This is a genomic window from Massilia sp. BGA-UO-ETr-WB1, assembly GCF_059567845.1.
The window spans coordinates 487,940-501,662 of record NZ_JCAQOT010000024.1; the positions used below are offsets into that span (position 1 = coordinate 487,940).

At 67.1% G+C, this 13,723-nt stretch carries 12 protein-coding genes; 9 read left to right on the forward strand and 3 right to left on the reverse strand.

What is annotated here, in order from left to right:
• Positions 1-26: 26 nt before the first annotated feature.
• The 3 genes from AC56DV_RS15375 to AC56DV_RS15385 form a co-directional block, all read right to left on the reverse strand.
• A complete protein-coding gene (locus AC56DV_RS15375; protein ID WP_496315145.1) occupies positions 27-647 on the reverse strand; it encodes a hypothetical protein in 621 nt (206 codons plus the stop codon).
• A 216-nt stretch (positions 648-863) separates the two neighbouring features.
• Positions 864-1,466, reverse strand: coding sequence for an XrtA/PEP-CTERM system exopolysaccharide export protein (locus tag AC56DV_RS15380; protein ID WP_496315634.1), 603 nt, complete (start codon positions 1,464-1,466; stop codon positions 864-866).
• A gap of 138 nt (positions 1,467-1,604) precedes the next feature.
• Positions 1,605-2,411: a S1 family peptidase gene (locus AC56DV_RS15385; RefSeq protein WP_496315146.1), complete on the reverse strand. Its 807-nt coding sequence runs from the start codon at positions 2,409-2,411 to the stop codon at positions 1,605-1,607.
• A gap of 272 nt (positions 2,412-2,683) precedes the next feature.
• On the opposite strand from AC56DV_RS15385, the gene AC56DV_RS15390 reads away from it, so the two are divergent.
• The 9 genes from AC56DV_RS15390 to xrtA are packed head-to-tail and all read left to right on the forward strand — an operon-like array spanning position 2,684 to position 13,712.
• Positions 2,684-4,225, forward strand: a complete 1,542-nt coding sequence (locus AC56DV_RS15390; RefSeq protein WP_496315147.1) for an XrtA system polysaccharide chain length determinant — start codon at positions 2,684-2,686, stop codon at positions 4,223-4,225.
• An 18-nt stretch (positions 4,226-4,243) separates the two neighbouring features.
• Entirely contained in the window at positions 4,244-5,254 is a 1,011-nt protein-coding gene (locus AC56DV_RS15395) for an XrtA-associated tyrosine autokinase (RefSeq protein WP_496315148.1), read from the forward strand.
• The gene (locus tag AC56DV_RS15400) at positions 5,235-6,809 is read left to right on the forward strand and encodes a TIGR03016 family PEP-CTERM system-associated outer membrane protein (protein WP_496315149.1); all 1,575 of its coding nucleotides are present in this window, start codon (positions 5,235-5,237) and stop codon (positions 6,807-6,809) included. The genes AC56DV_RS15395 and AC56DV_RS15400 overlap by 20 nt, the downstream gene beginning before the upstream one ends.
• A gap of 15 nt (positions 6,810-6,824) precedes the next feature.
• Entirely contained in the window at positions 6,825-7,850 is a 1,026-nt protein-coding gene (locus AC56DV_RS15405; RefSeq protein WP_496315150.1) for an XrtA/PEP-CTERM system-associated ATPase, read from the forward strand.
• Positions 7,847-8,986, forward strand: a complete 1,140-nt coding sequence (wecB, locus tag AC56DV_RS15410; RefSeq protein ID WP_496315151.1) for a non-hydrolyzing UDP-N-acetylglucosamine 2-epimerase — start codon at positions 7,847-7,849, stop codon at positions 8,984-8,986. The genes AC56DV_RS15405 and wecB overlap by 4 nt, the downstream gene beginning before the upstream one ends.
• The gene (locus AC56DV_RS15415; protein WP_496315152.1) at positions 8,971-9,849 is read left to right on the forward strand and encodes an XrtA system polysaccharide deacetylase; all 879 of its coding nucleotides are present in this window, start codon (positions 8,971-8,973) and stop codon (positions 9,847-9,849) included. The genes wecB and AC56DV_RS15415 overlap by 16 nt, the downstream gene beginning before the upstream one ends.
• Complete coding sequence (locus AC56DV_RS15420) at positions 9,846-10,904, forward strand: FemAB family XrtA/PEP-CTERM system-associated protein (RefSeq protein ID WP_496315153.1); 1,059 nt, start codon at positions 9,846-9,848, stop codon at positions 10,902-10,904. Before AC56DV_RS15415 ends, AC56DV_RS15420 begins: the two co-directional genes overlap by 4 nt.
• 4 nt (positions 10,905-10,908) lie before the next feature.
• Positions 10,909-12,123: a TIGR03087 family PEP-CTERM/XrtA system glycosyltransferase gene (locus AC56DV_RS15425; RefSeq protein WP_496315154.1), complete on the forward strand. Its 1,215-nt coding sequence runs from the start codon at positions 10,909-10,911 to the stop codon at positions 12,121-12,123.
• Positions 12,120-13,712, forward strand: a complete 1,593-nt coding sequence (xrtA, locus tag AC56DV_RS15430; protein WP_496315155.1) for an exosortase A — start codon at positions 12,120-12,122, stop codon at positions 13,710-13,712. The genes AC56DV_RS15425 and xrtA overlap by 4 nt, the downstream gene beginning before the upstream one ends.
• Positions 13,713-13,723 lie beyond the last annotated feature (11 nt).

Genomic DNA, 13,723 nt, shown 5'->3' on the forward strand with positions numbered 1-13,723 from the left:
CCGGCTCAGTCAGCATGCCGCCCGTGTCAGTCCATGGTGCCGCGCAGATAGGCGACGATTTCCGGGCCGTACCACTTCTTGCCGGCCATGGGGGTGTAGTAGCCGCGGCCGGAGCCGCCGGTGCGCCAGTACTCGTTCCAGATCGCTTGCACGCGGTCCGGCTTGAGGAAGGAGGTGTAGCCCTTGAGCGCGTTCTGGTAGGCCGCGACGATGTGCATGGCCACGTTGTCCAGGTCGCAATCCTGGTGCGTCAGCATGGTCAGCATGGTCTTGTTGTAGAAGCCGCTGGTCGACGAGCAGTTGAAGCGCTTCTGGAACTTCATGGTCGGCGCGCAGCTCGAATGCCAGGCGCTGGTGTGGTTCTTCCAGTAGCCGGGCGACAGGCCCTGGCACACCACCACGTGCGGGTTGTGGCTGTTCAGGTTGCCCGATGCGAAGCCGGACGGCGAATGGCAGATGGTGCACGCCATGCCGGGCTGGCTTTTCACGGTCAGGATGGCGCCGACAACAGCCGCGCCCTTGGTGGCGAAGCGGCGGCGCGCGGCGCCGGCAAACGCCGGCTGGGCGGCGCCGGCCGGCTCGGCCTGGCTGGGGGCTGCGGTTGGCAGCTGCGGGGTGTCCCCGTCGTGCTGGTCTTGGTTAGCCACGTCTGTATCCTCGGTAAGCGGGTCGGCCTGCGGGCCATGATCTGGTGTTGGATAGAAAGAAAGCAATATTCGTTCCCACGCCGGGGCGCGGCGCGGACCTTGATAAAAATCAAAGGCTTAGCGGAATTTTCCGCAGGCCGCGCGGCCACCTGACCAGTCTAGCGCAAAAACTGTAAGAATTTTCGACATTGTCTCACGACAATGCGCCGGGGTGGCTTAGAAGTAGCTTTCCGGCACCACCAGCACGTCGCCCGGGCGCATCGGCAGGTTGGCCGAGATGTCGCCGTCCTTGACCAGGTCGTTCAGGCGCACGGTCAGCTTCTGCTGCTTGCCGTCCACCGTGCGCAGGATGATGGCGCGGTTGCCGGCGGCAAAGTCGGTGACGCCGCCGACGGCGATCAGCACGTCCAGCAGCGACATGTCGCGGCGGTAAGGCAGCGCCTGCGGGCGGGCGGCCTGGCCGATCACCTTGATCTGCTCGCTGTACACGCCGACGAAACCGGTCACGATGACCGTCACCACCGGCTGCTGGATGAACTTGGACAGCGCTTTTTCAATGTCGCGCGCCAGTTCGGTCGAGGTCTTGCCGCTGGCTTGCAAGTCTTCCACCAGCGGGGTGGTGATCTTGCCGTCCGGACGCACCGGCACGCCTTGCGACACTTCCGGATTGCGCCACACGACGATGCTCAGGTTGTCGCCCGGGCCGATCAGGTAGTCGGTGGCCGGCGGCGCCTCTTGCGGCAGCACTTGCTTGGTGGCGCAGCCGCCGAGTGCCAGCGCGGACAGCGCCAGGGCGCCGCAGGCCAGCCATTTCATCATGGGAGTGTTCACGTGCATGTCCTCTTCTTGGATGGTAAATTCTCTAGGGCAATATGCATGGCATTTTATGTAGTATTTTTGCATGCCTATTCTATACCAGCCCCTGCAGCGATTGCCGGGGCCGGACCAATATTTTTCTCAGGGCACCTTGCGCTGCAACAGTTCCTGCACATAGCGCGCCGGGATCGCGTAGGTGATGCCGCTGGGGCTGGTAATGGCGGTCTCTTTCAAGCCTTTGATGAACACCATGTTGATGATGCCGACCACGCTGCCGTCGGCCGGGTCGTACAGCGGGCTGCCGCTGTTGCCCGGGTAGGCGGTGCCGTCCAGCTGCAGGATATTGAAGGGCGCGCGTTGCAGCGCCGCCACGGCGCGCGCATCAAGCTGGCGCGAATTGGCCGACGGCAGGATGATGGGCGTGATGGCCGACAGCATGGCGCGGTGGGTCACCGGATGCAGGCCCAGCACCATGCCCAGCGGGAAGCCGGTGAAGGCCAGCTCGCGCCCCTCGCGCAGCGTTGACGAGTCGCCCAGCTTGAGCGCCGGCAGCGGCGCGCCGCTCAGGCGCAGATGGGCCAGGTCGTGTTCCTTGTCCACCGCCACCACGGTGGCCGGACGGAAACTGAAGGCCGTGCCTTCGCCGGCGATCAGCACGCCCAGCGTTTCCTTCTGTTCGCTGTCGGTGAACTCGGGCACCACGTGGGCATTGGTGACCACGCTCAGGCCGTCGCCCAGCACCACCCCGGTGCCGTTGAACACGGTGGCCGGGCTGCGCAGGCGCTGGTAGCTGCCCACCCCCACCACCGAGGGCTTGACGGCGGTGATCACGGCGGACAGGTCGGCAGCCGCCGCGGCGCCCGGCAACAGGGCGGACAACGCGGCGCTGGCGATGCTGAAAAGCAATAGTAGTGACGGACGGAAATGCATGGCGGTCAGTGTAGTCATGGCGCAACAACGATAGCAGATTTTTGCGGCAATCAGCTGTCTTTCGCACAACAATTCCAGCGCGGCTTGTGTCACAATTATGCTTGCCTCTTTGGAAATAGATATTTCATGGAGTTAAATGCGCAAAGCTGTCTGTCGGCTGCCACACCAGGGGGCGGATGCGGCGCCATTTAGTAGTAACATGGCTTGCAAACTCATGTATCATAGGTGCGATTTGATGCATTTTAAGCAAGTACGAAGCGCGCACCAACTCATTAGGCGAGATAGACGATATGGCGGAATTACAGGCACTGCTCTTAACCTTTCTTAAAGCCATTGGCAAGTACCGCTGGTACGCCGTGGCGATTTCCTGGGTGGTGGCAGTCGTGGGCTGGGCGGTGGTCTACCGGCTGCCGGACGATTACCAGGCCTCGGCGCGCGTCTACGTCGACACGCAAAGCATTTTGCGGCCCTTGCTTTCGGGCATGACCAGCGTGCCCAACGTCGAGCAGCAGGTGCAGTTCATGCGCCGCACGCTGATCAGCCGTCCCAACGTCGAGACCGTCATGCGCATGGTCGACCTGGACATCAAGACCAAGTCGGTGCAGGAGCACGAGAAGCTGGTCGACGAGCTGACCGCGCAGATCAAGGTCAGCGGCACCGAGCGCGACGACATCTACACCATTTCCTACAACAACCCCAATCCCAAGCTGGGCAAGCAGATCGTGCAGTCGCTGCTGACCATCTTCGTCGAGGGCAGCTTTGGCGGCAAGAAGCAGGAGTCGGACAAGGCGGTGCAATTCATCGAGGACCAGATCAAGAGCTACGAGGAAAAGCTGGCGGCCGGCGAGAACGCGCTGAAGGACTTCAAGATCCAGAACATGGGCCTGCTGCCGCGCCAGGGCGCCGACTACAGCAGCACCCTGGCCGACATGGCCGACAAGCTGAACGCGGCGCGCCTGGAGCTGGCCGAGGCCGAGCAGGCCCGCAACGCCATCAAGCGCCAGATGGGCGGCGAAGAGCCGGCCCCGCTGACCCAGGCCGCCCCGCAGCAGCTGGACGACGGCATCAACCCCGAACTCGACGGCCGCATCCAGGCCACCGAAAAGAACCTGGACGCGCTGCGCCTGCAATACACCGAAGAGCACCCGGACATCATTTCCAACAAGCGCCTGCTGGCGCAGCTGCAGGCGCGCAAGAAGGAAGAAGCCAAGAAGCGCGTGCGCAGCGCCGACCCCGGCATCAACTACAGCCCCATGATGCAGCAGATGAACGTGGCGCTGTCGGTGGAGGAGGCGCGGGTGGCGTCGCTGAAGGCGCGCGTGGATGAGTACAGCTCGCGCCTGGCGCGCCTGCGCAGCCAGAGCACGGCGGCGCCGGAAGTGGAGGCGCAGCTGGCGCAGCTGAACCGCGACTACCAGGTCAACCGGGAAAACTACACCAAGCTGGTGGAGCGCCGCGAGGCGGCCCGCCTGTCCGGCGACCTGACCTCGGCCACCGACATGCTGAGCTTCCGCGTGATCGATCCGCCCACCGCGTCGACCGCGCCGATCGGCCCCAACCGTCCGCGCCTGATGTCCATGGTGTTCGGCGCGGCGCTGATGCTGGGCCTGGGCGTGGCGCTGCTGATGAGCCAGATCCGCCCGACCTTCGTCAGCCAGTCGGCGCTGCGCAACGCCACCGGCATTCCCATCCTGGGCACCATCAGCATGAACTGGACCGACCAGCAGAAGGTGCGCCGCCGGCGCCGGCTGTATGCCTTCAGCGCCGCGGTGGCGGTGCTGTTTACCGCCTACGGCGGCGTGATGGCGGCTTTGCTGCTGAAACCTATCTGATAGATCCACGGGAATCCCATGAGCATTATTGAACGCGCGGCCAGCCGCATAGAGCACAAGAAGGACGCGCCGGACGCGCCGGGCGCCGACAGCGCCATTCCGGCCGCCGCGGCCGCCGCCCCCGCCGATGAGGGCCATGCCGCCGCCGTCGCCGCCGCCATGGCCGCCGCGCCGCAGGAAACTGCGCCGGCGGCCCAGGCGGCCGCGCCTGCCGCCCCGGTGGCCGACGCCGCCGCCGCTGCTACTGCTACTGCGACTGCCGCCGCTGCCACTGCGCCGGCCGCCGACGCCGCGCCGCGCCGCGCCCCGCGCCGCGTGGAGCTGGACCTCAAGCACATGCAGGACATCGGCCTGGTCACCGCCGCCGGCGGCCGCACCACGCTGGTGGAGGATTTCCGCGTCATCAAGCGCCCGCTGATCAAGCGCGCCTTCGGTCCGCGTCCGGCCGGCGAAAAGCCGGGCAACCTGATCATGATCACCAGCTCGCTGCCCGGCGAAGGCAAGACCTTCTGCTCGATCAACCTGGCCATGAGCATCGCCATGGAGCTGGACCACACGGTGCTGCTGGTGGACGCCGACGTGGCGCGCCCGTCGGTGCTGCGCACCCTGGGCCTGCCGGTCCAGCGCGGCCTGATGGACCTGCTGCTGGACGACAAGGTCGACATGGCCGACGTCATGCTGCGCACCAACGTCGACACCCTGACCCTGCTGCCGGCCGGCACCAGCAACCCGCGCGCCACCGAGCTGCTGGCCAGCCAGACCATGACCTCGCTGGTCTACGAGATCGCCAACCGCTATCCGGACCGTATCGTCATCTTCGATTCGCCGCCGCTGCTGCTGACCAGCGAAGCGCACGTGCTGGCCGGCCACATGGGCCAGATCGTGGTGGTGGTGGAAGCCGAGCGCACCACGCAGCACGCGGTCAAGGAGGCGCTGAGCCAGCTTGAGGGTCTGAACAACGTCAACCTGATCTACAACAAGACCCGAGAATTCCCCGGCACGGAAACCTATGACTATCACTATGGTTAAGCCGCGCCGCAAGGGCCTGGCGGCGGCGGTGGGCCTGGCGGCGCTGTCGCTGGCCCAGCCCAGCCGCGCCGACTGGACCTTCGCACCCAACGTCAACCTGCGCGAAACCTGGACCGACAACGTGATGCTGGCCGCCGAGGGCGCCGAGCGCAGCCAGTTCATCACCGAGCTGTCGCCCGGCTTCGTGCTGCAGAACAAGGGACCGCGGCTCGATTTCCGCGTCAACTACACCAAGCGTTTCTACAAGTACGCCGACGAGAGTCTGAGCGGCCCCAACGGCCAGGAGGCCAACAGCGGCCAGCAGAACCTGCAGGCCGACCTGAAGGCCAAGCTGATCAGCGACATGCTTTACCTCGACAGCAACGCCAGCATCAGCGAGCAGAACGTGTCGGCCTTCGGCCCGTCGGCCGGCGGCAACCCGGCCAACCCGTTTGCGCCGGGCCTGAGCAGCGAGATCAAGACCTGGCGCGTCAGCCCGTATCTGCTGCACCGCTTCGGCTCGCAGGCCAACGCCGAACTGCGCTATGCGCACGACAAGGTCAGTTCCGACCGCAACGATTTCGGCACCAGCACCAGCGACCAGATCACGCTGAACCTGACCAGCGGCGCCGCCTACCGCACCATCGGCTGGAACCTGTACTACAACCGCCAGAACCTGGAGGACTCGATCGCGCAAAGCTCGAGCAGCCAGAGCATGCTGGGCTCGCTGAACTACCTGTATTCGCCGCAGCTGACGCTGACGGTGACGGCCGGCTACGACGAGTACGACTACCAGTCGCTGGGCGGCCAGCCCAAGGGCAAGAACTGGTCGGTGGGCGGCAGCTGGCGCCCCAGCGGGCGCACCAGCGTGTCGCTCAACGTGGGCAAGCGCTACTTCGGCGACAGCTACTTCCTGGCCGCCAACCACCGCACCCGCACCAGCGTCTGGACCCTGAACTACAGCGACGCCGTGACCACCACCCGCTCGCAGTTCCAGCTGCCGTCGGCGGTCGACACCTTCGCGCTGCTGGACCAGCTGTTCATGGCCCAGATTCCCGATGCGGCCGCGCGCCGCCAGGCGGTGGCGGCCTACATCCTGGCGACCGGCCTGCCGCCGTCGCTGGCCAACAGCATCAACTACCTGAGCAACCGCTACATGCTGCAGAAGCAGCTGCAGGCCACCGCCGCCTTCAACAGCGCGCGCGGCACGCTGGTGCTGGCGCTGGTCAACTCGCGCCGCAACGGCCTGTCGCTGCTGGACGTGGACGCCGGCCTGCTGGGCGGCTCGAGCAATACGCTGAACGACAATACGCGCCAGACCGGCTTCACCGCCACGGCCAACTGGCGCCTCTCGCCGCGCACCGGCATCAACCTGACCGGCACCGTCAACCGTTCCGAATCGCTGTCGCAGGTGCGCAGCGACAACAACCGCTCCATCCGGCTGAACCTGACGCGCCAGTTCGCCCGCAAGGTGAACGGCAACCTGGAAGTGCGCCGGGTCAAGGGAGTAACCGCAGTCGCCGGGCGCGACTACACCGAGAACGCCATATCGGCGTCCGTGAGCAAGCAGTTCTAGTGGAGTTTGGCAAGGATGTACGAAAGTTACTACGGCCTTAGCGCCAAACCGTTCCGGCTGCGGCCGGACCCGCATTTCTTCTTCGGCAGCAAGGGCCACAAGCGGGCCATGGCTTACCTGGAGTATGGCCTGTCGCAGGGCGAGGGCTTCATCGTCATCACGGGCGAAGTGGGCGCCGGCAAGACCACGCTGGTGCGCAACATGCTCAACACGCTGTCCTCGCAGCAGATCGTGGCGGCCCACATCGTCAACACCGCGCTCAATTCGGAGGACACGCTGCGCATGGTGCTGTCGGCCTTCGGCCTGCCCAGTGAGGACGCCAGCAAGAGCACCCTGCTGACGCGGCTGGAAGCCTTCCTGCGCGCCTGCGACCAGCAGGGCCGCCGCGCGCTGCTGGTGGTGGACGAGGCGCAGAACCTGACCCCGCGCACGGTGGAAGAGCTGCGCATGCTGTCGAACTTCCAGACCGACGACAAGTCGCTGCTGCAAACCTTCCTGCTGGGCCAGCCCGAGTTCCGCGCCACCCTGCACAGCCCGGACATGCAGCAGCTGCGCCAGCGCGTGATCGCCACCTACCACCTGGGGCCGATGGACGCGCAGGAAACCCAGGCCTACATCGAGCACCGCCTGCACACGGTGGGCTGGAACAACGACCCGGCCTTCACGACGGAGGCGCACGCCGCCATCTACGCCTATAGCGGCGGCATCCCGCGCATGACCAACGCGCTGTGCGACCGCCTGCTGCTGATGGGCTTCCTGGAGGAGCTGCACGAGTTCACCGGCGCCCACGTGGAAGACGTGATCAAGGACATCGCCACCGAATTCCAGGCGCCGCCGGAACCGGCCAAGGTGCAGGTCGACGAGGCCGACATGGCGGTCGTCAACGCGGCCTACCCGGACGGCATGGACGAGCGCATGATGCGGCTGGAGCGCTCGATGGGCTCGGTGCTCAACATCCTGAAGAAAATCGTCGCCGCGCCGCCTGCCGGCGCCGGCAGCGGCGCCGGCGCCAGCGCCGCCACCCAGGACAACAACGAATGAGCGCCTTCCGCATCCTGTGCGTGGTGGGAGCGCGCCCCAATTTCATGAAGATGGCGCCCATCATGGCGGCGCTGTCGGCGCTGCGCCCGCAGGTCGAGGTCAAGCTGGTGCACACCGGCCAGCACTACGACGTGGCCATGAACCACCAGTACTTCGAGGCGCTCGGCATCCCGTCGCCGGACATCAACCTGGAAGTCGGTTCCGGCAGCCACGCGCAGCAGACCGCCGAGGTGATGAAGAAGTTCGAACCGGCGCTCGATGAAGTGCGGCCGACCGCCGTGCTGGTGGTGGGCGACGTCAACTCCACCATCGCCTGCGCGCTGGTGGCGGCCAAGAAGGGCGTGCCGGTGATCCACGTGGAAGCGGGCCTGCGCAGCTTCGACCGCGCCATGCCGGAAGAAATCAACCGCGTGCTGACCGACCAGATTTCGGACCTGCTGTTTACCACCGAGGAAAGCGGCGAGGAGAACCTGCTGCGCGAAGGCGTGGCGGCGCACCGCATCCAGTTCGTCGGCAACGTGATGATCGACACCCTGGTGCGCAACCTGCCGCGCGCCGTGCCGGCTGCGGCCATCGTGGCCGGCGCCGGCCGCCCCGGCCTGGCCGACGGCGCCGGCGGCTACGCCGTGCTGACGCTGCACCGCCCGTCCAACGTGGACGACCCGGCCGTGCTGCGCACGCTGCTGGAAACGGCGGCCGCCATCGCGCGGCGCACCCCGGTGATCTTCCCGCTGCATCCGCGCACGCGCGGCATGATAGAGAAGGCCGGCCTGAACCACCTGGTTGACGGCCCGGACGTGCTGTTGCTGCCGCCCATGGGCTACCTGGAGATGCTGGGCCTGATGAAGCAGGCGCGCGTGGTGCTGACCGATTCCGGCGGCATCCAGGAAGAGACCACCGCGCTGGGCGTGCCCTGCATCACCCTGCGCAACAACACCGAGCGTCCGATCACGGTGGAGCAGGGCAGCAACACCATCGCGGGCCAGGACCCGGCGAAGATCCTCGCCATTTACGACGACGTGATGGCCGGCGGCGGCAAAGCCGGCCGCGTGCCGCGCTTCTGGGACGGCCAGGCCGCCGTACGTATCGCCGCCGCGCTGCAAGCGTGGATGCAGAACGGATGCAAAACATCATGACCACCGCCACCACCGCCGCCAAGGCCCCGATCCGCAACGCCATGACCATCGACGTGGAGGACTACTTCCAGGTCTCCGCCTTTGCGCCCTATATCGCGCGCGACAGCTGGCCGGAGCGCGAGTGCCGCGTGGAAGCCAATATCGACCGCATCCTGGCCATCCTGGAAGCGGGCAATGTGCACGCCACCTTCTTCACGCTGGGCTGGATCGCCGAGCGCTATCCGGCCATGGTCAAGCGCATCGTGGCCGGCGGCCACGAGCTGGCCAGCCACGGCTACGGCCACCTGCGCGCCTCCGACCAGGACCGCGCCGCCTTCATGCAGGACATCGGCAGCAGCAAGGCCATCCTGGAAGACCTGGGCGGCCAGGCGGTGCTGGGCTACCGCGCGCCGAGCTTCTCCATCGGCCACGGCAACCTGTGGGCGCTGGACGCGCTGCAGGTGGCGGGCTACCGCTACAGCTCCAGCATCTACCCGGTGCAGCACGACCACTACGGCATGCCGGACGCGCCGCGCTTCGCCTGGCACCCGGAAAACGCCGGCGGCCTGCTGGAAGTGCCGATCACCACCGTGCGCATGGGCTCGCGCAACCTGCCGGCCGGCGGCGGCGGCTATTTCCGCCTGCTGCCGTATTCGCTGTCGCGCTGGATGATGCGCAAGGTGAACCAGGAGGACGGCCAGCCCGCCATCTTCTACTTCCATCCATGGGAGATCGACCCCGGCCAGCCGCGTCCCGACGGCATCAACCTGAAGACGCGCTTCCGCCACTACGTCAACCTGGCCAGGATGGACGGCCGCATCCAGGCGCTCACGCGCGACTTCGCGTGGGACCGCATGGACCGCATCTTCCTGGGCCAGCCATGAGCGCCGTGATCGACGCCGCGCCCGCCGTGGCCACCCTGAAACTGCTCACTCCGGCCGACTACGGCCGCTGGGACGCCTTCGTGCGCGCCGCGCCGCAAGCCACCTTTTTCCACCTGAGCGCGTGGCAGACCCTGATCCAGCGCTGCTACGGCCACAAGACGTGGTTCTACTACGTGGAGCAGGACGGCGAGATCCAGGGCATCCTGGGCCTGTGCCAGATCAAGAGCCGCCTGTTCGGCCACTCGCTCAGCTCGCTGCCGTTCTGCGTGCACGGCGGCGTGGTGGCGCTGAACGACCACGCGCGCGCCATGCTGGACGCGGCCGCCGGCAAGCTGGCGGACGAACTGGGCGCCGGCCACCTGGAATACCGCAACATCGAACCGACCGGCAAGCCGGGCTGGCACGTGAAGGACTTGTACGTCACCTTCCGCAAAGCCATCAGCGCCAGCCACGAGGAAAACATGAACGCCATCCCGCGCAAGCAGCGCGCGATGGTACGCAAGGGCATCAAGTGCGGCCTCACGGCGGAAATCGACCAGACCGTGGAGCGCTTCTTCCACATCTACGCCACCAGCGTGCTGCGCCTGGGCACCCCGGTGTTCCCGAAGAAGTACTTCGCGCTGATCAAGGAACTGTTCGGCGAGCAGTGCGAAATCCGCATCATCGTCAAGGACGGCGAGCCGGTGGCCGGCGTCATGAGCTTCTTCTGGCGCGACGAAGTGCTGCCGTATTACGGCGGCAGCATGCCCATCGCGCGCGACGTGGCCGGCAACGACTTCATGTACTGGAATCTGATGGAAGCGTCGGTCGAGCGCGGGGTGCGGCTGTTCGACTTCGGGCGCAGCAAGCTCGGCACCGGCGCCTACGACTTCAAGAAGAACTGGGGCTTCACCGCCACGCCGCTGGCCTATGAATACCAGATGCACGCGGCCACCGAACTGCCGGACAACAATCCGCTGAACCCGAAATACCAGCTGTTCATCAAGCTGTGGAAGAAGCTGCCGCTGCCGGTGGCCAACCTGCTTGGACCGTATATCGTCCGCAGCCTGGGATAGCGCCATGGACAACCTGCTCCTGCTGGTGCACCGGATACCGTACCCGCCGAACAAGGGCGACAAGATCCGCTCCTACCATTTGCTCAAGCACCTGGCGGACCATTACCGCGTGCACCTGGCCACCTTCGTCGACGACGAGGACGACTGGCAGCACGTGCCGCGCCTGGAAGCGCTGACCGCCAGCGCGCACTTCGCGCCGCTGCATCCGAAGAAGGCGCGCGTGCGCAGCCTGGGCGCGCTGCTGGGCAACCGTTCGCTGTCGCTGGACTACTACCGCGACGCCGGCCTGCGGCGCTGGGTGGCCGACACCGTGCAGCGCGAAGGCATCAGCCGCATCGTGGTGTTCTCCTCGGCCATGGCGCAATACGCCGAAGCCTATCCCGACGCCACGCGGGTGGTCGATTTCGTCGACGTCGATTCCGACAAGTGGCGCCAGTACGCCGAGAAGAAGGCCTGGCCCATGAGCATGCTGTACGCGCACGAGGCGCGCCAGCTGCTGGCCTACGAGCGCCGCGTGGCGCGCGAGTGCGACGCGGCGCTGTTCGTGTCCGGGCCGGAGGCGGAGCTGTTCCGCAAGTTGGCGCCGGAAAGCGCGGCGCGCACCGGCCACTTCAGCAACGGCGTGGACACGGTGTACTTCGCGCCTGAGGGCGGCTACGCCAATCCCTATGCACAGGGCGAACAGGCGCTGGTGTTCACCGGCGCCATGGACTACTGGCCGAACATCGACGCCGTCACCTGGTTCGCGGAAGAAGTGCTGCCCGCCGTGCGCGCGCGCCATCCGCAGGCGGTGTTCTACATCGTCGGCGCGCGTCCCGCGTCCGAAGTGCAGCAGCTGGCCGGCCTGCCCGGCGTGGTGGTCACCGGCACCGTGCCGGACGTGCGGCCCTACGTGGCGCACGCCGCGCTGTGCGTGGCGCCGCTGCGCATCGCGCGCGGCATCCAGAACAAGGTGCTGGAAGCGATGGCCATGGCGCGCACGGTGGTGGTGTCGCCGCAGGCGCTGGAAGGCATCCAGGCCGAGCCGGGCCGCGAGCTGCTGCTGGCGGCCGACGCGCAAGCCTTCATCGCCACAGTCAACGGCGCGCTGGACCAGCCGGATGCGGCCATCGGCCGCGCCGCGCGCGCCACCGTTGAACACTTATACGGATGGAACAGCCATCTGGCCCAGGTCTGCGCCTTGCTGGAGGCCGGCCGCCCTGTAAGGAAAGAAGCATGACCTCCAGTATCCTCCCCTCGGCCGCCGCCGACGCTGCCAAGGCCGCGGCCAGCGCCGCCCCCGCGCCCGGCGCGCGCAAGGCCCTGCTGCTGCTTACCGTGGTGGCCTTGCTGCTGCCCTTCCTGGCCTATTTCGCCACCGCGCGCTCCATCGTCGAGATCTGGGACAGCTCCGGCACCTTCACCCACGGCTACGTGATCCTGCCGATCAGCCTGTGGCTGGTGTGGCAGCGCCGCGCCGTCATCGCGCAGCTGCCCGCCGCGCCGTACTGGCCGGCGCTGTTGCCGCTGGCCGCCTGCGGCGCCGGCTGGCTGCTGGCCGAATTCGGCGACGTGCAGATCGTGCGCCACTACGCCTTCGTCGCCATGCTGCCGCTGGTGGTGCTGGCGCTGCTGGGCAAGCGCATCGCCTGGGCGCTGGCCTTCCCGCTGGCCTTCCTGCTGTTCGCCGTGCCCTTCGGCGACGTGTTCATCAATCCGCTGATCGGCGTCACCGCCGACTTCACCGTGTGGGCGCTGCGCGCCACCGGCATCCCGGTGCTGCGCGACGGCACCAACTTCTCCATCCCTAGCGGCAACTGGTCGGTGGTGGAAGCGTGCAGCGGCGTGCGCTACCTGATCGCCTCGATCACGCTGGGCTGCCTGTACGCCTACCTCACCTTCCGCAGCACCTGGCGCCGCGCGCTGTTCATCCTGGCCTCGGTGCTGGTGCCCATCCTGGCCAACGGCCTGCGCGCCTACATGATCGTGATGCTGGGCCACCTGAGCGGCATGACGGTGGCGGTCGGCGTCGACCACCTGATTTACGGCTGGCTGTTCTTCGGCCTGGTGATGTTCCTGCTGTTCTGGCTGGGCAGCCTGTGGCGTGAGGACGCGCCGCCGGACGAGCAGAGCGCGCCGGCGCGCTGCGCCGCCGAGGCGGCGGCGTCGGCCGCCAGCGCGCCGCTCGGCCGCTTCGCCGCCGCCGTGCTGGCGATTGCCGTCTGCGTCGGCGCGTGGCCGGCCTATGCGGCCTGGCTGGAGCAGCGCGAAGGCGCGGCCGCGCCGGCCGAACTGTCCGGCTTCGCGGCCGCCTGGCCGCAGACCACGCCGTTCGTGCAATGGACGCCGAGCTACCCGGCCGCCAGCGCCGAACTGCAGCAGTACTACGCGATCGGCGCCGGCCATCCGGTCGGCGTGCACCTGCGCTACTACCGCAAGCAGGACCACAACACCAAGCTGATCAGCTCGGTGAACCGGATGGCGGGGGAAAAAGATCCGAACTGGCAGAGCGTGGCCTCCGCGCTGCGCGAGGAAAACGTGGGCGGCCGCGTGCTGGCGGTGCGCGAGAGCACGCTGGCCGGCGCCGGCGGCCGCATGCTGGTGTGGAACTGGTACTGGGTGGACGGCCGCTACACCGCCAACGATTACCTCGGCAAGGTGCTGCAGGTGAAGCAGAAGGTGTTCACCGGTAGCGACGACGGCGCCGCCGTCATGGTCTTCTCGCCGTTCGAAGACAAGCCGGAAGCGGCGCGCGCCGCCATGCGCGCGTTCCTCGCGGCGAACCTGGCGCGGGTGGATGCCGCCCTGGACGCGAACAAACGCAAATAAGCAGCGTAAAC